This window comes from Phytobacter palmae, assembly GCF_039409775.1.
GTDB classification, from domain to species: domain Bacteria; phylum Pseudomonadota; class Gammaproteobacteria; order Enterobacterales; family Enterobacteriaceae; genus Phytobacter; species Phytobacter palmae.
The window spans coordinates 82,797-103,408 of record NZ_JBCIVJ010000003.1 but is presented as its reverse complement, the minus strand read 5'-3'; the positions used below and the strand labels follow the sequence as shown (position 1 = coordinate 103,408).

Genomic DNA, 20,612 nt, shown 5'->3' with positions numbered 1-20,612 from the left:
AAACGGCCCGTCAGGGCCGTTTTTTTAAGCGTTATAATATGCCTTGTACCACTCGACAAATTTTTTCACGCCTTCTTTAACCGATGTCTGCGGTTTAAAACCGATGGTGTCATACAACGGTTGCGTATCGGCGCTGGTTTCCAGGACATCTCCCGGCTGAATCGGCATCATATTCTTCTGCGCTTCAATACCCAGGGCTTCTTCAAGTGCTGTGATGTAATCCATTAACTCGACCGGCGAGCTATTACCGATATTGTAGATATGATAGGGCGCTGAGCTGGTGGCCGGTGAGCCGTTTTCAACGGTCCAGTTCGGGTCGGCCTGCGGAATCACATCCTGCATGCGGATAATGGCTTCAACAATATCATCCACATAGGTAAAGTCGCGCTTCATCTTACCGTAATTATAGACATCGATGCTTTTGCCTTCGAGCATGGCTTTGGTGAATTTAAACAGTGCCATGTCCGGGCGTCCCCACGGGCCATAAACCGTAAAGAAACGCAGGCCGGTGGTCGGTAAGCCATAAAGATGCGAATAGGTATGTGACATCAGCTCATTGGCTTTCTTTGTTGCAGCGTAAAGCGAAACCGGGTGATCAACAGAATCGTCCGTAGAGAAAGGCATCTTGCGGTTCAGGCCGTAAACAGAACTGGAGGACGCATACAGCAAATGCTGAACTTTATTATGGCGGCAGCCTTCCAGTACGTTCAGGTGACCAGTCAGGTTGGCATCGGCGTAAACATGTGGGTTTTCCAGCGAGTAACGTACGCCAGCCTGAGCGGCAAGATGAATCACGCGGTCGAACTTCTCTTCGGCAAACAGCTGTGCCATTCCTTCACGGTCGGCCAGGTCCAGCTTCACAAAGCGAAAGTTTTCATTTGCAAGTAAGTTCAGGCGCGCTTCTTTCAGGCTGACTTCATAGTAGTCATTAAGGTTATCTATCCCTGTGACCTGGTGGCCCGCCTGTAACAGACGTTCGCTGACGTGAAAGCCGATAAAGCCGGCCGCGCCGGTGACCAAAAATTTCATCTTCAACCTCAATGTCCGGTGATGCAAAACATGCAGCGCGGCAGGAGCGGCGCTGAACCATGGGGCGGATCATACCTGTTGAGAAGCAGAATGATAACTGTTAATTCAGTGGGGAAGAGGGGGAGTGCGGGCACTCCCCATAGAAATTACTGGTGACGCTTACGCAGATTTTCGATAACGGCGGTGAGATCCAGGTTCTGATCCTGCAACAATACCAGCAGGTGATACATCAAGTCTGACGCTTCGTTAGTCAGCTCTTCACGATCGTGAACGGTGGCTGCCAGCGCCGTTTCCACACCTTCTTCGCCAACCTTTTGTGCGATACGCTTGGTGCCGCTGGCATACAGCTTAGCGGTATATGAACTGGCAGGATCTGCCGTTTTACGTTCGGCGAGCAGCTGTTCAAGTTGGTAGAGGAACAGCCACTGATGGGCGTTGTCGCCAAAGCAACTGGAGGTTCCCGTATGGCAGGTCGGCCCAATGGGGTTTGCCAGTACCAGAAGGGTATCGTTATCGCAGTCCGGCGCAATGTTCACCACATTCAGAAAATGGCCAGAACTTTCGCCTTTAGTCCACAAACGCCCTTTGGTGCGCGAAAAGAAGGTGACTTTGCCACTTTCCAGCGTTTTCGCCAGCGCATCCTTGTTCATATATCCCAGCATCAATACTTCGCCGGAGACCGCATGCTGCACCACGGCGGGAAGCAGTCCGTCGGTTTTTTCCCAGTCCAGTTGGGCCAGTTGAAGCTCTGTTAACATACCCTTATCTCCACGCCCTGACCTGCCAGGTACGTTTTTAACTCACCAATATTGATAATTTGCTTATGGAACACCGATGCCGCCAGCGCACCGTCGACGTTGGCGTCGCGGAAAGCTTCAAGGAAGTGTTCCATGGTACCCGCGCCGCCGGAAGCGATAAGCGGGACGTGGCAGACCTCGCGCACTTTTTTCAGTTGTTCAAGGTCATAACCGTTACGCACGCCATCCTGGTTCATCATGTTAAGCACGATCTCACCAGCGCCCCGTTTCTGCACCTCCTGTACCCAGTCGAGCGTTTCCCAGGTAGTTACGCGGGTGCGGCTTTCATCACCGGTATACTGGTTGACGTGGTATTTGCCGCTCGACGCATCAAACCAGGTATCAATACCTACCACGATACACTGCACGCCAAAACGATCGGCCAGACGGGTGATAAGCTCAGGATCCGCCAGCGCCGGGGAGTTGATGGAAATCTTATCCGCGCCGAAAGAGAGAATTTTTTGCGCATCGTCAGCGGATTTGATCCCGCCCGCCACGCAGAACGGAATGTCGATCACTTCCGCGACGCGCGCTACCCAGCTCTTGTCAACCACACGTCCGTCACTGGATGCGGTGATATCGTAGAACACCAGTTCGTCTGCGCCCTCTTCGGCGTAGCGTTTCGCCAGAGGCACGATGTCACCGATGATTTCGTGATTACGGAACTGAACGCCTTTGACCACCTGACCATCGCGTACGTCGAGACAAGGAATTATCCGTTTTGCCAGCATTGGATGGCCTCCGTTACAGTAAATTTACCTTCCAGCAGAGCGCGACCTACGATAACGCCTTTCACGCCTGTTCCACGTAGTGCCGCGATATCATTGATATCGCCGATACCGCCGGAAGACTGAAACGCAACCTGCGGATATCGCGCGCAGACTTCTTGATAGAGGGACACGTTCGAACCCGCCAGCGTACCATCGCGGGAGATATCGGTGCACAGCACATGCCTGAGGCCAACCGGGAGATAGGTTTCTACCAGTTCTTCCAGCGAGACGCCGGAATCTTCCTGCCAGCCGCTTACCGCCACCTGTTTATTGCCTGCGGCATCAATGCGTACATCCAGCGCCAGTACCAGCGCATCGGCACCAAAGCGCTCGAACCATCCTTTAACCACCTCGGGGGATTTCACTGCTGTTGAGCCTACCACCACGCGGGCGACACCGGCAGCAAGCAGCGCGGCAACGTCCTCTTCGGTACGCACGCCCCCGCCGACCTGTACCGGAACATTCACTCCGGCGACCAGGGTTTTCAGTAGCGGGATCTGGCGGCGCGCCGGATCTTTCGCCCCGGTTAAATCTACCAGATGCAATACCCGGGCACCCTGAGCGGCATAATCCTGCAGGCGCGGCAGCGGGTCGTTGCCGTAGTCGCGCTGCTGACCGTAATCGCCCTGATGCAGGCGCACTACTGTTCCATCAATTAAATCTAAAGCCGGAATAATCATCACATCTCCAGAAAGTTTTTCAGCAGTTGTGCACCCGCGCGCCCTGAACGTTCCGGATGGAATTGCACGCCATAGAAGTTGTCTTTTTGCACCGCAGCAGTAAACGGCGTGCCGTATTGACACTGGGCAATGGTGTAAGGGTTAACCGGCATGGCGTAGCTGTGGACAAAATAGAAGTATGCGCCGTCTTCGATCCCCTGAAACAGACGATTGCCTGCCTTCGGATAGACACGGTTCCACCCCATGTGCGGCAGTGGTAAACCGACATCTTCCATTTTCGGTACGTCCTGGTCGATGATGCCCAGTAAATCCACGCCACTGTTCTCTTCACTGAAACGACCAAGTAGCTGCATACCCAGGCAGATGCCCAGCACCGGCTGGGTGCAGGCTTTTACCAGTTCAATCAGGTCGCGTTCACGCAATTGATCCATGGCGGCCTGCGCCGTACCTACGCCGGGCAAAAACAATTTGTCGGCGCGCAGCACTACGTCCGGATCGCGGCTAACCAGCGGCTCGTAGCCGTGGCGCGAAATGGCCGATTTCACAGAATTGAGGTTAGCGCAGCCGGTATCCAGGATAACGACATTCATTACAACACTCCTTTCGAGGAGGGAAGAGTATCACCTTCGACGCGAATGGCCTGGCGCAGCGTACGACCAAAGACTTTAAAAAGGCTCTCCACGCGGTGGTGATCATTTTTGCCCTTGGTTTTCAAATGCAGCGTCACACCCATGGTGTAAGAAAGCGATCTAAAAAAGTGCTCAACCATCTCGGTACTCAGATCGCCCACGCGCTGATAGGTAAACTCAGCTTTATACTCCAGGTGCGGGCGCCCGGAAATATCCAGCGCGCAGCGTGCCAGACACTCATCCATCGGTAGCACAAAACCGAAACGGTTGATGCCGCGTTTGTCGCCCAGAGCAAGTTTCAGGGCTTCGCCTAACGCCAGGCCGGTATCTTCCACCGTATGGTGATCGTCAATGTAGAGATCGCCTTTAACGTCGATCTCCATGCGAAAGCCGCCGTGGGTGGCAATTTGATCGAGCATATGATCGAAAAAGCCCACGCCGGTGCGGATTTTGCTGCTGCCTTCGCGATCCAGCCACACTTTAACGTCAATCTGCGTCTCTTTGGTTTTACGCTCAACGTGGGCGTAGCGATCGCGTCTGGTCAACTGCTCACCAATGGCCGCCCAGTTCAGGGTCTCGCGGTTGTAGCGCAGACCGGCGATGCCCATATTGGCCGCCAGCTCAATATCCGTTGCGCGATCGCCAATGACATAACTGTTCGCTTTATCCAGCGTCTGCTCAACCAGCCAGCGTTCAACCATTTTCACTTTCGGCTTGCGGCAGTCACACTCATCAGCCGGGAAGTGCGGGCAAATCAATACCTCTTCGAAAATTACCCCCTGAGAGGTGAAAATTTGCATCATCAGATTATGCGGGCCGTCAAAATCGGCCTGCGGGAAGCTGCTGGTGCCCAGGCCGTCCTGATTGGTGATCATCACCAGTTTAAAACCGGCTTTTTGTAGTGCGAGCAGAACCGGAATCGCGTCCGGTTCAAAGGCCAGCTTGTCGAAACGATCGACCTGATAATCAGATGGCGGCTCGGAAATCAGGGTTCCATCACGGTCAATAAAAAGGTACTTCTGGCTCATACAGACTCCGCTCGTAAAGCGTCGATGACGCGCTGGCTCTCCTCACGGGTGCCGATAGTGATACGCAGGCAGCCGCTTAAGGTCGGTTGTTTGTTTTGATCACGCAGGATAATGCCCTGATCCCACAGAGATTTAAAGACAGTGCTGGAAGCTTTGAAACGAACCAGGATGTAGTTGGTCTCTGAATCAAACACCGTCTCCACGCAGGGAATGTCACGAAGCGATGTTGACAGATACTCGCGCTCGGCCACGATCTGTGCGACACGTTCGCGCATTGCCACAATCCCTTCCGGGCTCAGGGCCTGGGCTGCGATATCGGCCACTGGTGTAGAGAGGGGGTAGGGGGCGATCACTTTCATCAGCAGGTTGATCACCTCTTCATTCGCCAGGGTGAAACCGCAACGCAGACCTGCCAGCGCAAAGGCTTTCGACAGCGTGCGCAGTATGACCAGGTGCGGATACTCTTCAAGCCAGCCGGCCAGCGTCGCCTGTGGGCAAAATTCGATATATGCTTCGTCGGCCACCACGAGCGCTTTGCCGCGCGTCATCTCCAGCACAACGCGAATGTCCTGAGGATTGATGATTTGGCCGGTGGGGTTATTCGGACTGCACACATATACCAGTTTGACGTTCTCAAGCTGGTCGGCGATGTTTTGCAGATCCAGTTGCCAGCTGTCCAGCGTTAAGGCAGTGCGGTATTCCACGCCAAACGTCTCTGCACTGACGCTGTACATACCGTAAGTCGGCGGACAGAACAGAATGGCGTCTTTACCCGGTTCGCAGAACGCGCGGATAAGTAGTTCGATGCCTTCATCAGCGCCGCGACTCACCAGCACTTGTTCCGGTTTAAGCCCGGCGTACTGCGCATACCCTTCGATAACCGCTTTCGGCTGGCATTCCGGGTAGCGGTTTAACGTTTGCTGAGTGAGATTAAATTTCACCGCCGTCGGGAATTCGTTGGCATTAAGCCAGACATCGCCCTTACCGCCAAGACGACGGGCAGACTGATACGGGGTCAGGGCACGTACGTTGGCGCGAGCCAGTTCCTCAATACTCATGCTTGCTCCTTAAGGGCGTTCACACGCAGGGTGACGGCATTTTTGTGAGCGGCGAGCAGTTCTGCTGCCGCCAGCGTTTCAATAGTGGATGCGAGAGAGGCGAAGCCTTCGCGCGATAACTCCTGAACGGTCATCCGTTTCTGAAAATCGGCCAGTCCCAGGCTGGAGCAAGTGGCGGTATAGCCATACGTCGGCAGAACGTGGTTGGTGCCAGAGGCATAATCACCAGCGGACTCCGGTGACCAGTCGCCCAAAAAGACCGAACCGGCACTGGTGATATCATCCACCAGATCGCGTGCGCTGCGGGTCTGAATAATCAAGTGCTCGGGGCCGTACTGGTTAGAGATTTGCACGCATTGCGCCAGGTCTTTGGCCACAATCAGGCGGCTGGCAGATAGCGCCTTACGTGCCGTTTCCGCGCGGGGCAGGTCAGCCAGTTGACGTTCAACGGCCTGCGCAACTGCACGGGCCATGTCGGCATCTGGCGTTAACAGAATCACCTGTGAGTCCGGGCCGTGTTCCGCCTGGGACAACAGATCGGAGGCAACGAAATCCGGTGTGGCACCGCTGTCGGCAATGACCAGCACTTCTGACGGGCCTGCCGGCATATCAATAGCGGCACCATCAAGACGCTGGCTAACCTGGCGCTTGGCTTCGGTCACGAAGGCGTTGCCGGGTCCAAAGATTTTGTCGACTTTGGGCACAGATTCCGTGCCAAATGCCAGAGCCGCAATCGCTTGCGCGCCCCCCACTTTAAAGACTTCCTGTACACCGCAGAGTTGCGCCGCATAGAGAATTTCATCCGCAATAGGGGGAGGGGAGCAGAGCACCACTTTTTTGCAGCCCGCGATACGGGCAGGCGTGGCCAGCATCAGCACGGTAGAAAACAGCGGTGCAGAACCGCCAGGAATATACAACCCGACGGAGGCGATAGGGCGGGTGACCTGCTGGCAACGCACGCCCGGCAGTGTTTCGACATCAACCGTTTGCAGTTTTTGCGCGATATGGAACGTATCGATGTTTTTTACCGCCACGGCCATTGCTTGTTTAATATCATCACCAAGACGAGCGCTGGCATCGGCAATTTCCTGCGCGGTCACTCTCAGCGCGGTAACGTCTGTTTTATCAAATTTCGCGCTGTATTCGCGAAGGGCGTTATCGCCACTGCTTTTCACGTTGTCGAGGATCTCCACAACAGTGCGGGTAATACTTTCTGAGGCAGAGATTGCCGGGCGCATCAACAGTTCGCGTTGCTGTTCAGGGCTGCAGCTGTTCCAGTCGATGATTGTGTTAAAGCTCATAATCGTTTTCCTTTATAGGCAGGGTGACGCGTTCGCTTATCCGGCCCGGGTGTCCAGGCCCGGCAGACATAGCGTCACCGGGCGAATCGTAAGGTGGATTACTCCATCATCTTCTCGATTGGCAGTACCAGAATAGAACTGGCGCCCAGCGCTTTTAGTTTTTCCATGGTTTCCCAGAACAGGGTTTCGCTGCTCACCATATGCATGGCGACACGCTGCTGATCGCCTGCCAGCGGCAGAATAGTTGGACGTTCGGCGCCCGGCAGCAGGGAAATTACTTCATCAAGACGCTCGGTTGGCGCATGCATCATGATGTATTTTGATTCACGAGCCTGAATTACGCCCTGAATACGGGTGAGTAATTTATCAACCAGCTCTTGTTTGCCATCCAGCAGGTCGCCGTCGCGTTGAATCAGACAGGCTTTGGAGCGGTAAATCACTTCAACTTCGCGCAGACCATTCGCTTCCAGGGTGGCACCGGTAGAGACCAGGTCGCAGATGGCATCCGCCAGACCTGCACGCGGAGCCACTTCGACAGAGCCGTTCAGCAGACAGGACTTGAAAGTGATGCCTTTCTGGTCGAGATAGCGTTTCAGCAGGTGCGGATAAGAGGTGGCGATACGTTTGCCATCAAGTGAGGCCGGGCCCTGCCACTCTTCGTCGGCGTTGGTTGCCAGTGACAGGCGGCAGCCACCGAAATCAAGGCGGCGCAGGGTAAAGTATCGCGGATCTTCGCCCTGTGCGCGGCGGGTCAGAAGCTCTTCTTCCAGAACGTTTTCGCCCACAATACCCAGGTCGACAACGCCGTCCATGACCAGCCCCGGAATGTCGTCGTCACGCACGCGCAGAATATCAATCGGCATATTTTCGGCCAGGGCAATCAGACGCTGCGTATGCAGATTGATTTTAATGCCGCAGCGGGCCAGCAATTCGCGTGAGTCATCGCTCAGGCGGCCTGATTTCTGAATAGCTATGCGTAAACGGGTATTGTCTAACATTCTGTTTTCCTCATTATCCTGCTGAATTTGGTCCAAAAAAAAAGCCCCCGGAAGATAATCTTCCGGGGGCTTTCTCTTGCGTTCATGCACCACTGGAAGATCCAAACGTCTTCCAGCACACATCGCCTGAAAGACTAGTCAGGATGATGGTGATGATGGTGAAGTTTAAATTGAACGCCTGTCATAAAATTCTCGATGAATGTTTATTCATTTGATGTCGTTTAACCTAAACCACTTTAACCACCAAAGGCAAGGGCTTTTTTTAATCATTAAATCATTTCATATTCGTTGTACGAATTGTCAGTTTCATCGGGCTGGCGTAGCCTTAAAATGGAATCTGCGAAATGTCGGGAGAGACGCATGAAAAAGGTCGCTATTGTCGGATTAGGATGGTTGGGCATGCCGCTGGCGCTGTCATTAACGGCGCGCGGCTGGCAGGTCACCGGCAGCAAAACCACTCAGGATGGCGTGGAGGCGGCTCGTATGTGCGGCATTGAAAGTTATGTGCTGAAACTCGAACCGGACCTGTTTTGTGAGCCAGACGATCTGGATGCATTAATGAATGTTGACGCCCTGGTTATCACGTTGCCCGCCAGGCGCAGTGGCCCCGGCGAGGCCTTCTACCTGCAGGCGATGCAGGAGATTGTTGATAGCGCGCTGGCCTATCATATCCCACGCATTATTTTTACCAGCTCCACCTCGGTATATGGCGATACCAATGGCACAGTGAAAGAAAACTCACCGCGCAATCCGTCAACGGCGAGCGGGCGCGTACTGAAAGAGCTTGAGGACTGGCTGCATAATTTGCCGGGGACATCGGTCGATATTCTGCGCCTGGCAGGGCTGGTGGGGCCGGCCCGTCATCCGGGGCGTTTTTTTGCCGGGAAAACAGCACCAGACGGTCAACAGGGGGTCAACCTCGTTCATCTGGCGGATGTCATATCTGCCATCACGCTGTTGCTTCAGGCGCCGAAGGGCGGGCATATCTATAATTTATGCGCACCTGAACACCCGGCGCGAGCCAGGTTTTACCCGGCCATGGCACGCAAGCTTGGCCTGCCTGAACCTCAGTTCCTCGACTCCGCACCTGGCGACAAGGGGAAAGTGGTTGATGGCAACCGTATTTGCCACGAACTGGGGTTTGAGTACGAATATCCGAATCCTATGACCATGCCACTGGACTGATTTTAAACAGTTTACTGGCGTGAACTGGAGGGAAATCAACCATTTCCCTGAAGCAGTGCAGGAATATTTTAGCAAAAAGTGCTATTAATTTGCCCGGTTTGAGCGTGAGTTATTTAAATTCAGTAAGTTAAGTGTTGAAGCTTTGTTAGCGCCATCCCGCAGGCTTGTCAAAACGCCTCACTTTGGTGCAAAATATGTCGCTGCAAAAATTGAAACTAACCGACGTTAACAAGACGTCGGTTATTTTTTTGCACTTTAGAAACGTCATTCAATCCAAGAGGCCGGGCTTCGTACCGGATAGATATTTACTAAAAACCGACAGTCGTTGTCGCTGAGGAATATAAAGAAATGGGGCAATCTTTTGCTTACGCGCTGGCGTTCACCGTAAAAGGGGATAACTATGTCGCATAACGCTACTCCAAAGACCTCTCGCGTGGAATTACGTAAAACACTTACGTTGATTCCGGTTGTTATGATGGGCCTCGCCTATATGCAGCCTATGACGCTGTTCGATACGTTTGGTATCGTCTCTGGCTTGACAGACGGCCATGTTGCGACGGCATATGCCTTTGCGCTGGTCGCCATTCTGTTTACGGCGCTGAGCTACGGAAAACTGGTTCGCCGTTTCCCGTCAGCGGGCTCCGCATATACTTACGCCCAGAAATCCATCAGCCCGGCGGTTGGCTTTATGGTGGGTTGGTCTTCGCTGCTGGACTATCTGTTCATGCCGATGATCAACATTCTGCTGGCGAAAATCTACTTTGAAGCGCTGGTGCCTTCTGTTCCATCGTGGCTCTTTGTTGTCGCGCTGGTGGCCTTTATGACCATCTCTAACCTGCGCAGCATCAAGACCGTGGCGAACTTCAATACCCTGATTGTTATTCTGCAGATGGGAATTGTGGCCGTTATCGTTGGTCTCATCATTTATGGCGTCTCCCACGGTGAAGGTGCAGGTACACTGACCAGCACGCGTCCATTCTGGTCCGAAGGTGCACACGTTGTGCCGATGATTACCGGCGCGACGATCCTGTGCTTCTCATTCCTTGGCTTTGACGGTATCTCTTCTCTGTCAGAAGAAACTAAAGACGCTGAGCGCGTGATCCCGAAGGCTATCTTCCTGACGGCATTGATTGGTGGCCTGGTGTTCATCGTTGCCTCTTACTTCCTGCAACTGTACTTCCCGGATATCTCGCGCTTTAAAGATCCGGATGCTTCTCAGCCGGAAATCATGCTCTACGTGGCTGGTAAAACCTTCCAGTGGGGTGTGCTGATTTTCTCCAGCGTGACCGTTCTGGCTTCCGGTATGGCGGCACATGCGGGCGTTTCGCGTCTGATGTATGTAATGGGCCGTGATGGCGTCTTCCCGACCCGTTTCTTCGGTTATATTCATCCGAAGTGGCGTACTCCGGCATGGAACGTACTGCTGGTTGGCGCGATTGCTCTGCTGGCGATTAAATTTGATCTGGTGACGGCGACTGCGTTGATTAACTTCGGTGCGCTGGTGGCGTTTACCTTCGTTAACCTGTCAGTGATCTCGCAGTTCTGGATCCGTGAAAAGCGTAACAAGACGCTGAAAGATCACTTCAACTATCTGGTACTGCCGGTCTGTGGCGCGCTCACCGTAGGCGCACTGTGGATTAACCTGGAGCAGAGCTCAATGATTCTGGGTCTCATCTGGGGGGGTATCGGTCTGGTTTACCTGGCATGCGTGACGAAAAGCTTCCGCAACCCGGTACCACAATATGAAGATATCGCTCAGTAATTCATAACTGAATAACAAACCGGAGGCCATGGCCTCCGGTTTTTTTTGCCTGTTATTCGATGGCTACACAATCTCCTGAGCGTATTGCCAGAGCGCTTTGAGCAGCGTCAGCTTCGCTTTATCGTCGGCATACTGCTGGTACAGCATCTGTAACTCATCAGCGTAGGCCTGTAAAAACTCAGGTGTAAACACCTGACGGCGATGTTCCAGCCAGCGCTGCTGTTCGTCATAATCGAGGGTTCCGGGGAAGTTGCGCGCCCGGTAATTGAACAGCAGTTTCTCGATTCGCTTATCGACAAAAGTGATATCCAGCGCCGGGAGATTACGCGGCTCAGTTTCCAGCAGAATGTTCATTGCTGCACGGTCCGCATCACTGAAAAAGCCGTTATAAAGCTGTGCATCCACATTTTCAGAGGGAACAAACGGCTCGGCCTCGGCAAAGATGGCCAGTACTTTTTCGCGCACCTGCGGGTTATTGCGCAGAATATTCAGGTTATCCAGGCACTGCTTACGGTCAATCCCCAACCGTTCAGCATCCTCAGGACGCAGCGTTTTCGCCTGGGCGAGGATAGGGCACTTATTCAGATGCACCAGCTTCACCGGCACGGCGGAGTTGTCTCCTAACTCTGCTTTCGCCGTATATAAGCGTTCACGCAGCGCGTCAGCATCCAGTTCAAGCAATGGCGACATATCTCCTGCGAGGTCCACCATGATCACGGCATTGCGGTTTTCCGGATGCCAGGCCAGCGGTGCTACCCAACTGGTATTGCCGCGCCAGGCGCCAAACATGCCGGAAACATGCACCAGTGGCGTCATCTGCGGGACATCAATCAGGGCCGCCAGCTTATGTTTATTACGGTGGCTCAGCAGATAATCAAAGAGCCTCGGCTGGTGGGTTTTCACCAGTTGCGCCATGGCGATAGTGGCGTTAACGTCAGCCATCGCATCATGGGCATTGCTATGTTCAATGCCGTTTGCTTTTGTCAGATGCTCAAGACGGAAACTCGGTAACCCATCGTCATTTTCCGGCCAGTTGATGCCGTCCGGACGCAGGGCATAGCAGGCGCGCATCACATCAAGCAAATCCCAGCGCGAGTTGTTGTTTTGCCAGCTCCAGGCATAGGGATCGTAAAAGTTGCGATAGAAGATATTACGCGTCACTTCATCGTCGAAACGGACGTTGTTATAACCGAGCACGCAGGTTTTGGGCACGGTGAATAAATCATGGATGCGGCGGGCAAAGTCAGCTTCATTAACGCCGTTCGCATTGGCGTGTTGCGGCGTAATACCAGTAATCAGCACCGCCTCTGGCTGAGGCAAATAGTCATCTGCAGGTTTGCAGTAAAAGACTTCCGGCTCGCCAATGATGTTGAAATCGGCGTCGGTACGAATCGCGGCAAACTGTGCGGGACGATCCAGCGAAGGGCTGGTGCCGAACGTTTCGTAGTCATGGAAAAGAAATGTGGGCGTAGCCGTTGAATCAGACACCTGAGCTCATCCTGTTGATCAATAACCTTCCTATGGTAAACCATTGCGTCGCATCTTCCGAAGGAAAACGCACTGCAAAGCGCCATTGCTGAAGCGATATGTGACGTAAGAAAATGACTTTCGTCACATTTGTTTGCAATTTGTCCCAGTATCGACATATTAAGTTGCGTAAAAAGAACGGCTAATTTGACGTAAATGAGGATATTTCTTTGAAATGCCGTTTGTTTTTTGCCTTCTCTCTTTTGTCCGCGACGATCCATTACGCGTTGGCAGATGATATGCCGATTTCTCCCCAGCCGCCGCAAATTCAGGCAGGTTCATGGGTCTTAATGGATTACACCACCGGACAGATCCTCACTGCAGGCAATGAACATCAGCAGCGTAATCCAGCCAGCCTGACCAAGCTGATGACTGGCTATGTTGTGGATCGCGCCATCGACAGCCACCGTATCAGCGCCAGTGATGTGGTTACGGTAGGTAAAGATGCCTGGGCGCGGGGTAATCCGGTCTTTGACGGTTCTTCATTAATGTTTCTGAAAGCCGGGGATCGTGTAACGGTGCGTGACCTGAGCCGCGGGCTGATTGTCGATTCCGGCAACGATGCCTGTGTGGCGCTGGCCGACTATGTGGCGGGAAGCCAGCCACAGTTTGTCAGCATGATGAACGATTATGTGCAAAAGCTAAATTTGCGTGATACTCATTTTGAAACCGTACATGGCCTGGACGCGCCCGGCCAGCACAGTTCAGCATATGATCTGGCGGTACTTTCCCGCGCCATTATCAGCGGCGAGCCGGATTTTTATCATATGTACAGTGAGAAAAGCCTGACCTGGAACGGTATCACCCAGCAGAACCGTAACGGGTTGTTGTGGGATTCATCGTTGAAAGTTGATGGTCTGAAAACCGGGCATACCTCCGGGGCCGGTTTTAACTTGATCGCATCAAGCGTTGATGGGCAGCGTCGCCTGATTGCCGTTGTGATGGGGGCGGAAAGCCCGAAAGGCCGTGAAGACCAGGCGCGGAAGTTGCTGAACTGGGGCCAGCAAAATTTTGATACCGTGCAGATTCTGCAAAAGGGTAAAAAGGTCGGTAGCGAGCGTATCTGGTATGGCGACAAGGAACAGATGACGGTCGGTACCGATCAGGACTTCTGGCTGGCGCTGCCGAAAGCGGAACTGCCGAATATCAAGGCACGTTACGTCATGGACAATAAAAGCCTGGAAGCCCCACTTGCTGCGCATCAGCGTGTAGGTGAGATCCAGCTTTATGATCGTGACAAAGTGGTAGCGCACTTGCCGCTGGTGACGCTGGACAGTGTCGGTAAAGGCGGCTGGTTCTCACGTTTGAGCGACTATCTGCACCATAAGGCCTGATGAGGATGCGGACTGGCTGCGACGCGAGTCCGCTCACATAATTCATCTTTCAACGGTTCCTGGTTTCCGTGACTCCGCTATGCTGTACAAATGAACAGTAAAAGGAGGGTAACATGGCATACACCGTAAAGCAGGTTGATAAACGCACTATCGCCGGGTTTCATCTGGTTGGCCCCTGGGATGTCACCGTCAAAAAAGGCTTCGAGCAGTTAGCAATGTGGGTTCATGGTAAGCAGATTCAGACACAGGAGTGGATCACGGTTTATTATGACAATCCCGATGAAGTGCCCCCGGAAAAGCTACGTGCTGATGTGGTTATTTCGGTTCCGGCTGATTTTGTCATTCCCGAAAACAGTGAAGGGGTGATACGTACTGAGATACCTGCGGGCCTGAACGCAGTTGCGCGTGCTCGCGTATATAACGAAGAGTTTGAACAGGCATGGAATGCTTTTTTTGATGAACTAATGGCTGACGAGCAGTACCAGATTGCTTTACGCCCCTGCTTTGAGGTCTATCTGAATTCAGCGCAGGAGGATGGATACTGGGAAATCGATATGTACATTCCCGTAGAACCGAAAGTACTCTGATCGCTCAATAATTTAATGGGGTTCACTGGCAAACCGGATGTGCAGGTTTTAACCAGTGGACCTTTTTTTGTTCTAAACAGTGATCCTTGCCGCAGAAAGATCGCTACAATTGCGCCTTCGTTGTTTTTTGACTGGAGAGCGGGTGTGCGTCCCGACAAATCACTCAGTCCTTTTGAGATCCGTCTTTACCGACATTATCGCGTGGTTCACGGCGTACGTATTGCGCTGGCATTTATTCTGACTTTTTTGTTGGTTCGTCTGCTCAATGTACCCGAGGGGACCTGGCCACTCATCACCCTGGTGGTGATCATGGGGCCGATTTCATTCTGGGGAAATGTGGTTCCCAGGGCCTTTGAGCGCATTGGCGGCACAATCTGCGGCTCCGCTCTGGGTCTCGTCGCTCTTAAGCTTGAGCTGCTCTCTCTTCCGCTGATGGTGATGTGGTGTGCGGGGGCTATGTTTCTCTGCGGCTGGCTGGCGCTGGGTAAAAAACCCTATCAGGCATTACTTATCGGTATCACGCTGTCGGTTGTGGTTGGCGCGCCGGCAGGGGATATGAATACAGCGTTATGGCGAAGCGGCGACGTCATTCTGGGCTCTTTACTGGCAATGCTATTCACCGGTATCTGGCCGCAGCGAGCCTTCCTGCACTGGCGCATTCAAATGGCAAACTACGTTACGGCCTTCAATCGGGTCTATCAGGCTGGCTTTTCGCGTAATCTCGTTGAACGTCCGCGTCTGGACAAGCATCTGCAAAAAATTCTTAATGACGTGGTGAAGATGCGCGGCCTGATTACTCCCGCCAGCAAAGAGACGCACATTCAGAAAGCTATTTTTGAAGCTATCCAGACCGTAAGCCGCAATATGGTGTGTGTGCTGGAGCTGCAAATGAACGCGCACTGGGCTTCCCGCTCAAGCCACTTCGTTATGCTCAACGCCAGCACGTTACGTGAAACGCAGCAAATGACGCAGCAGACGCTGTTAACCATTGCCCACGCGCTCTATGAAGGTAATCCGCAGCCCATTCTGGCCAATACTGAAAAGCTGACCGAAATTGTCGCCGAGTTACGTGATCTGCTACGCGATCATCAGGGCGATGCGTTGGCGGAGAATTCGATTCATGGTTATGTATGGTTGAGCATGGAGCTGGCACGGCAACTGGAGTTGATGTCCCATTTAATTTGCCGGGCGCTGCGCAAATAAGCCTCATACAATTCGGAAAAACAGTCAGGCTGTTTCGATTCAGCCTGATTTGGGGTTATGATAGAGAAAAGGATAAAATCATTGTCATCAGCAACGGCTAAAAGTAAGGTCTTAGGCGGTTGCTTTAACGAATCCGAATCTCACATTAGCAGGGGTATCAAAATGGAAACAAGTAAGCCTTCATTCCAGGACGTTCTGGAGTTTGTTCGTCTGTTCCGTCGTAAGAATAAACTGCAGCGCGAAATCCAGGATGTTGAGAAAAAGATCCGTGATAACCAGAAACGTGTACTGCTGCTGGACAACCTGAGCGACTATATTAAGCCGGGTATGAGCGTGGAAGCTATCCAGGGCATCATCGCCAGCATGAAAAGCGATTACGAAGACCGCGTTGATGATTACATCATCAAAAACGCTGAGATCTCTAAAGAACGCCGCGAGATCTCCAAAAAACTGAAAACAATGGGTGAACAGAAACCCGTTGAACCGAAACAAGAGTAATCCTCTGACGGTGAGAGGCACTCTCTCACCGTTCTCTTACCCCGCCTTCTACCATGCGCAACAGATATTGGCGCGGCCAGTGCCGTTGCAGTGCAGGTTTACTCAGCAACTCACGCACTTTCGCCAGATCATGACGTTGTCTGTCCAGAAATAATCCCACAACGCTACCGCTATGGGCCACATTCAGCCCGTACAAATCGCACTGTTCCACAATCCCCATCAGCGAATTAAAACCTGGTTTAGGCAGCAGCGTCTGGCTTGCAATAGCACTCTGCGATGCCGCTTCGCCCAATAATGCAGGATCGTTTGTCAGACAGGCGCGCTGTACTTTGCGCCAGGCTGTGTCGAGTATTTCAGCATTTGTTATCAGCGCAGCCCGACGGGGCAGGCGATGATAATCTTCTGTACGAAGCGTTAACGGGCTTTCCAGTAATAAAACGTCGAGTGCGGGAACGTGCTCACAGGAGATTCGCGTTTGCGCGGTATTGTGATCAAACAAGGTCAGAGAGCGAAAAACGGTACTGTCGGTGGGTTCCAGCGCCACGCAAAGCTGAGAAAGCGTGACATCATCAAGCGTAAATCCAAGATGACGTGAAGTGGCAACCGCCGTTGCTGCGATATCCGCGGTGCTGCTCGCCATCCCTTTGGCGACAGGAATGGTCGAGCGGCAGTCAATGCGGATTTCATTGCTTAATGAAGCGGGTAGCTGCCAGTGTGCCAGCACCTGTTTTACCATTGCTCGTACCAGGGGACGTTCAGCAGGCAAAGGCGTACCGGTTGTAATTTCAACCTCGCTGTACCAGTCGACAGGGCAGGAAACCAGCTTTTCACTACCCAGGATCCATCCCTGAATGATCTCGCCGCAGGATGCGGGACACTGTGCCAGCGCCAAGTTCAACCTCTCATTGTGATACGTAACCTCGGGATAGTGTCACGCCGATCCGCTGAACGCCAGAATTTCACGTAATGACACCACGCTGCCAATCACAATCAGCGCGGGGGCGTGAAACCCGGCGGCCTCGCTCTCTTGTGCCAGCGCAGAGAGCGGGGCACAGAGAACTTTCTGTTTCGGCGTGCTGGCATGCATCACCACGGCCGCTGGCGTATCGGCAGCTTTACCTGCGCCTATAAGTGCGGCACAGATTGACTGTATGTGTGACATTCCCATCAGGATCACCAGCGTCCCCGGCAGAACCGCAAGTTTTCCCCAGTCCTGAGGTTCTTTACCATCCTGTAAATGCCCGGTCATGACATGAAAACTGGAGGCAAAGTCCCGGTGCGTTACCGGAATACCCGCCGCCGCAAGCCCGCCAATGGCAGAGGTGATGCCTGGTACAACTTCGCATTCGATACCACACTCCCGTAGCGCCTGTACCTCTTCGCTCCCACGGCCAAAAACAAAGGGATCTCCGCCTTTTAAGCGCACGACCCTGAGTCCTCTGCGCGCGCAATCAATGAGGATTTGATTGATTTGCGGCTGCGGGATAGGGTGGCGGTTCGCCTCTTTGCCCACATCATGTAACTCACAACCTGCCGGGGCTTCCTGCAACAGGAGTGGATTAACCAGCCTGTCAAAAACAACGGCCTGAGCTTCACGCAGGCAGTTTAATCCTTTTACGGTCATCAGACCCGGGTCGCCGGGACCTGCGCCCACCAGCCAGACTTTACCCGTCATGCTTCTGCCTCCGCATATTCCGGCAACCCGATACGCATTACATCACGGGCAATCATCAACTCTTCGTTGGTATTGATCACGGCGACTTTCACGACAGAATGGTCAGTCTGGATAAACGTGGCATTGCGGCCGTTTTTCTCCGCATCAACGTCCAGCCCCAGAAAATGCAGGTTGTGACAGATTGCCTCTCTGGCTCGTGCGGAGTTTTCGCCAATGCCGCCGGTAAATAGCAGAACATCCAGCCCACCCAGTTGCATTACATAGCTGCCGATAGTGGCGCGGATACGTTCAACAAACAGGGCGAGCGCCAGGGTTGCGCGCGCATTGCCTGCGTCAGATGCGTGTTCGACGTCGCGATAATCGTTCGATACCCCGGATACCCCGAGCAAACCCGATTCGTTATTTAGCAGAGCGTTAAGCTGTTGCGGCGACTTATCTTCTTTTAATGCCACCCAGGGCAAAACAGAGGGGTCGATATCCCCGCTACGGGTACCCATCATTACCCCTGACTGCGGTGTGAATCCCATAGAGGTATTAACGGAGCGCCCACCTTTGATAGCACACAGGCTGCTGCCATTGCCTAAATGGCAGGAGATAATCCGTAATGCGCTTAATGGGACACCCAGTTTGTCGGCTAATTGCTGGCTGACAAATTTATGGCTGGTGCCGTGGAACCCATAGCGACGAATCCCAAGTTCCGCGTAATAGCGCCACGGCAGAGGGTAGATAAATGCGCTTTGTTCCAGCGTTTGGTGAAATGAAGTATCAAATACGGCAACCGCCGGGGCATGTGGTAGCGCCTTGCGAAAAATGCGAATACCCGCCGCGTTAACCGGATTGTGTAACGGCGCCAGTTCCGCAAGGCGTTCGATTTCTGCCAGTGCGTCATGGGTAATCAACGCCGAGTCTTTAAAAGTTTCTCCACCGTGTGCGACACGATGCCCCACGCCGTCTATTGCCGATAACGAGGAGATAATATTATGTGAAAGCAATTTTTCCAGCAGTAATTCCGCCGCCTCTTTGTGATCAGCAATGGCACGTGTCTCCTGCCATTTTTGTTCCCCCTGTCTGAGGGTAAAAATAGCATCGGAAGACCCGATACGCTCGATCAAACCATGACCGAGAAGCGTGCCAGCGGGCATGAGGAGAAGCTGAAATTTAAGCGATGAACTACCGGCGTTGATCGCCATTATTGTACGGGACATGCGTGCTCCTGGCGTTGAAGAAAAGCGATGACCTCAGCGACACCCTGACCGGTTTGCGCGCTGGTGATAAAAAGATGTTCTGCACCGGATTGCCATAACCACTCGCCGATTCGCGCAATCTGTTGTTCTGCTACGAGATCAGCTTTGGTGATGATGCCGATCGTCTGGCGATTCATCGGCAAAGTGAATCCGGGTGAAAAAGGGCACCATTCGGCGTTGGCATTCAGTACCAGCGCCACCACATCTGCTTCACAGGCGCTGGTGAGCAGTGCGCTATAGAGGCATCGATTTTCGAGATATTCTCCCGGTGTATCGATGGTCTCAGGTGACCAGACAATGGCCTGCGTCTTTTGATAGCGCATTGCCTCCCCGCGCAAGCGTTGCGTCAGCGATGTCTTACCGCACTGGCTTGGGCCAATTAACATCATTCGTTTCATCACGTCAGGTCCTTGTGACCAGGCAGGTCGTAAACTGCAGCATTTCACCGAGCGAACGGGTCACCTGGCGTAGTGCATACTCCACAGAAGAGACATCCCCCGTGAGGACCACGGCACCCGTAAAACGATCGATAAACCCGATCTCTACCGCCCCGGATTTGGTCGCAATATCGCAGGCAATGATCGAAGCCTCACTGGGGGTAATCGTCAGAATGCCAATGGCGGAAGCCGTCTCGCTTAACCCCAGCTTTTTGTAGAGATCTTTACCTGGATTGGCAATTAAATGGGCCAGGGTGACTTGCTTACCAGGCACATATTCCTGAATCATGCGTTCAGTGCTGCGTTGTATCTCCATTACCCCTCCACAATCTGGCGCCACATGGCTTCATGGGGACGCGGGATCACCGAGCGGTACACCAGTAGTCCTTTTTCGCCTGCGCTTTCACTGGCAACGGCGACGGCATTTTCCACATCCGAGATATCGCCGGTCACGACCATATAACATTTACCGCCGATGCCGAACGCCATATGAACGCGTACCAGGGTGACATTCGACGCTTTCACTGCTCGATCTGCCGCACTGACGCAGGCAGCCACGCTCAAGGTCTCAACGATCCCCACTGCCTGGCGTTGATCTACGGCATTGAGCCCGCTAATGGCAGGCAGGACGCTGGCATGAATATTGGGAAGGACCAGACTGTCGACCAGCATCTCTCCGGCCTGGCTGTCGCCTGTGGCAATGGCCTGCTGGACTGCCCCTACATCGCCTCCCACTATGACTAAAAATTTACCGGGGCAAAGCGTCTTACTGACCAGAAGCGTCACATTGGCGCTTTTGAGCATGGCATCACCCAATTCCATGCCTTTGGCTATGCTGGTTAATTCAAGTATTCCAATTGCCTGTGACAT

General features: G+C 53.2%; 24 protein-coding genes and 1 other annotated feature. Of the genes, 7 read left to right on the top strand and 17 right to left on the bottom strand.

Going from position 1 to position 20,612, the window contains the following annotated elements; genetic code table 11:
- Window positions 1-24 precede the first annotated feature (24 nt).
- From AAIG39_RS05750 to hisL, 10 genes are all read right to left on the bottom strand, one after another.
- Window positions 25-1,029 carry an NAD-dependent epimerase gene (locus tag AAIG39_RS05750; RefSeq protein WP_343193379.1) on the bottom strand — a complete coding sequence of 335 codons (1,005 nt, stop codon included), beginning with the start codon at window positions 1,027-1,029 and terminating at the stop codon, window positions 25-27.
- Window positions 1,030-1,175: 146 nt separating this feature from the next.
- Window positions 1,176-1,787 carry a bifunctional phosphoribosyl-AMP cyclohydrolase/phosphoribosyl-ATP diphosphatase HisIE gene (gene hisIE, locus AAIG39_RS05745; protein WP_090087519.1) on the bottom strand — a complete coding sequence of 204 codons (612 nt, stop codon included), beginning with the start codon at window positions 1,785-1,787 and terminating at the stop codon, window positions 1,176-1,178.
- Complete coding sequence (hisF, locus tag AAIG39_RS05740) at window positions 1,781-2,557, bottom strand: imidazole glycerol phosphate synthase subunit HisF (protein WP_090087515.1); 777 nt, start codon at window positions 2,555-2,557, stop codon at window positions 1,781-1,783. Before hisF ends, hisIE begins: the two co-directional genes overlap by 7 nt.
- Entirely contained in the window at window positions 2,539-3,276 is a 738-nt protein-coding gene (gene hisA / locus AAIG39_RS05735; RefSeq protein ID WP_090087512.1) for a 1-(5-phosphoribosyl)-5-[(5-phosphoribosylamino)methylideneamino]imidazole-4-carboxamide isomerase, read from the bottom strand. Before hisA ends, hisF begins: the two co-directional genes overlap by 19 nt.
- Window positions 3,276-3,866 (bottom strand): imidazole glycerol phosphate synthase subunit HisH, encoded by a 591-nt coding sequence (gene hisH, locus AAIG39_RS05730; RefSeq protein WP_090087509.1) that lies wholly within the window; start codon window positions 3,864-3,866, stop codon window positions 3,276-3,278. The genes hisA and hisH overlap by 1 nt, the downstream gene beginning before the upstream one ends.
- Window positions 3,866-4,933 carry a bifunctional histidinol-phosphatase/imidazoleglycerol-phosphate dehydratase HisB gene (gene hisB, locus AAIG39_RS05725; RefSeq protein ID WP_343193378.1) on the bottom strand — a complete coding sequence of 356 codons (1,068 nt, stop codon included), beginning with the start codon at window positions 4,931-4,933 and terminating at the stop codon, window positions 3,866-3,868. Before hisB ends, hisH begins: the two co-directional genes overlap by 1 nt.
- Entirely contained in the window at window positions 4,930-5,991 is a 1,062-nt protein-coding gene (gene hisC, locus AAIG39_RS05720) for a histidinol-phosphate transaminase (protein ID WP_343193377.1), read from the bottom strand. Before hisC ends, hisB begins: the two co-directional genes overlap by 4 nt.
- The gene (gene hisD / locus AAIG39_RS05715; RefSeq protein ID WP_343193376.1) at window positions 5,988-7,292 is read right to left on the bottom strand and encodes a histidinol dehydrogenase; all 1,305 of its coding nucleotides are present in this window, start codon (window positions 7,290-7,292) and stop codon (window positions 5,988-5,990) included. The genes hisC and hisD overlap by 4 nt, the downstream gene beginning before the upstream one ends.
- A gap of 98 nt (window positions 7,293-7,390) precedes the next feature.
- On the bottom strand, window positions 7,391-8,290 hold the full coding sequence (gene hisG, locus AAIG39_RS05710) for an ATP phosphoribosyltransferase (protein WP_343193375.1): 900 nt from the start codon (window positions 8,288-8,290) through the stop codon (window positions 7,391-7,393).
- Window positions 8,291-8,325: 35 nt separating this feature from the next.
- Window positions 8,326-8,449: a sequence feature (His leader region), on the bottom strand.
- Window positions 8,425-8,475 (bottom strand): his operon leader peptide, encoded by a 51-nt coding sequence (gene hisL, locus AAIG39_RS05705; protein WP_103245916.1) that lies wholly within the window; start codon window positions 8,473-8,475, stop codon window positions 8,425-8,427. It overlaps the preceding feature by 25 nt.
- Before the next feature lie 175 nt (window positions 8,476-8,650).
- Between hisL and AAIG39_RS05700 the strand changes: the two genes are divergently transcribed.
- From AAIG39_RS05700 to AAIG39_RS05695, 3 genes are all read left to right on the top strand, one after another.
- Window positions 8,651-9,475, top strand: a complete 825-nt coding sequence (locus tag AAIG39_RS05700) for an SDR family oxidoreductase (RefSeq protein ID WP_090087495.1) — start codon at window positions 8,651-8,653, stop codon at window positions 9,473-9,475.
- 348 nt (window positions 9,476-9,823) lie between these two features.
- Complete coding sequence (gene yoeI / locus AAIG39_RS25670; protein WP_103245917.1) at window positions 9,824-9,886, top strand: membrane protein YoeI; 63 nt, start codon at window positions 9,824-9,826, stop codon at window positions 9,884-9,886.
- On the top strand, window positions 9,876-11,237 hold the full coding sequence (locus AAIG39_RS05695) for an APC family permease (protein ID WP_249569425.1): 1,362 nt from the start codon (window positions 9,876-9,878) through the stop codon (window positions 11,235-11,237). The genes yoeI and AAIG39_RS05695 overlap by 11 nt, the downstream gene beginning before the upstream one ends.
- 63 nt (window positions 11,238-11,300) lie before the next feature.
- Here the strand turns inward: AAIG39_RS05695 and sbcB are convergent, their stop codons facing one another.
- On the bottom strand, window positions 11,301-12,725 hold the full coding sequence (sbcB, locus tag AAIG39_RS05690; RefSeq protein ID WP_343193374.1) for an exodeoxyribonuclease I: 1,425 nt from the start codon (window positions 12,723-12,725) through the stop codon (window positions 11,301-11,303).
- Window positions 12,726-12,934: 209 nt separating this feature from the next.
- Here sbcB and dacD point away from each other — a divergent pair, with 209 nt between their 5' ends.
- The 4 genes from dacD (at window position 12,935) to AAIG39_RS05670 (ending at window position 16,386) form a co-directional block, all read left to right on the top strand.
- A complete protein-coding gene (dacD, locus tag AAIG39_RS05685; RefSeq protein ID WP_343193373.1) occupies window positions 12,935-14,098 on the top strand; it encodes a serine-type D-Ala-D-Ala carboxypeptidase DacD in 1,164 nt (387 codons plus the stop codon).
- Window positions 14,099-14,211: 113 nt separating this feature from the next.
- Window positions 14,212-14,685 carry a DNA gyrase inhibitor SbmC gene (gene sbmC, locus AAIG39_RS05680; RefSeq protein WP_249569422.1) on the top strand — a complete coding sequence of 158 codons (474 nt, stop codon included), beginning with the start codon at window positions 14,212-14,214 and terminating at the stop codon, window positions 14,683-14,685.
- Between the two features lie 144 nt (window positions 14,686-14,829).
- A complete protein-coding gene (locus AAIG39_RS05675) occupies window positions 14,830-15,888 on the top strand; it encodes an FUSC family protein (protein WP_090087479.1) in 1,059 nt (352 codons plus the stop codon).
- 162 nt (window positions 15,889-16,050) lie between these two features.
- Window positions 16,051-16,386 carry a DUF496 family protein gene (locus tag AAIG39_RS05670; protein WP_139223072.1) on the top strand — a complete coding sequence of 112 codons (336 nt, stop codon included), beginning with the start codon at window positions 16,051-16,053 and terminating at the stop codon, window positions 16,384-16,386.
- Window positions 16,387-16,411: 25 nt separating this feature from the next.
- On the opposite strand, the gene AAIG39_RS05665 is transcribed toward AAIG39_RS05670, so the two are convergent.
- Genes AAIG39_RS05665 through pduT form a run of 6 tightly spaced genes read right to left on the bottom strand, consistent with a single transcriptional unit; the run spans window position 16,412 to window position 20,612 of the window.
- Complete coding sequence (locus AAIG39_RS05665) at window positions 16,412-17,278, bottom strand: L-threonine kinase (protein ID WP_343193372.1); 867 nt, start codon at window positions 17,276-17,278, stop codon at window positions 16,412-16,414.
- Window positions 17,279-17,317: 39 nt separating this feature from the next.
- Window positions 17,318-18,061 (bottom strand): uroporphyrinogen-III C-methyltransferase, encoded by a 744-nt coding sequence (gene cobA, locus AAIG39_RS05660; protein ID WP_249569421.1) that lies wholly within the window; start codon window positions 18,059-18,061, stop codon window positions 17,318-17,320.
- Window positions 18,058-19,266, bottom strand: a complete 1,209-nt coding sequence (locus tag AAIG39_RS05655) for an acetate/propionate family kinase (protein WP_090087465.1) — start codon at window positions 19,264-19,266, stop codon at window positions 18,058-18,060. The genes cobA and AAIG39_RS05655 overlap by 4 nt, the downstream gene beginning before the upstream one ends.
- Window positions 19,251-19,703: a EutP/PduV family microcompartment system protein gene (locus AAIG39_RS05650; RefSeq protein ID WP_090087463.1), complete on the bottom strand. Its 453-nt coding sequence runs from the start codon at window positions 19,701-19,703 to the stop codon at window positions 19,251-19,253. Before AAIG39_RS05650 ends, AAIG39_RS05655 begins: the two co-directional genes overlap by 16 nt.
- 4 nt (window positions 19,704-19,707) lie before the next feature.
- Window positions 19,708-20,058: a propanediol utilization microcompartment protein PduU gene (gene pduU, locus AAIG39_RS05645; protein ID WP_090087460.1), complete on the bottom strand. Its 351-nt coding sequence runs from the start codon at window positions 20,056-20,058 to the stop codon at window positions 19,708-19,710.
- Window positions 20,058-20,612, bottom strand: a complete 555-nt coding sequence (gene pduT, locus AAIG39_RS05640; RefSeq protein WP_343193371.1) for a propanediol utilization microcompartment protein PduT — start codon at window positions 20,610-20,612, stop codon at window positions 20,058-20,060. The genes pduU and pduT overlap by 1 nt, the downstream gene beginning before the upstream one ends.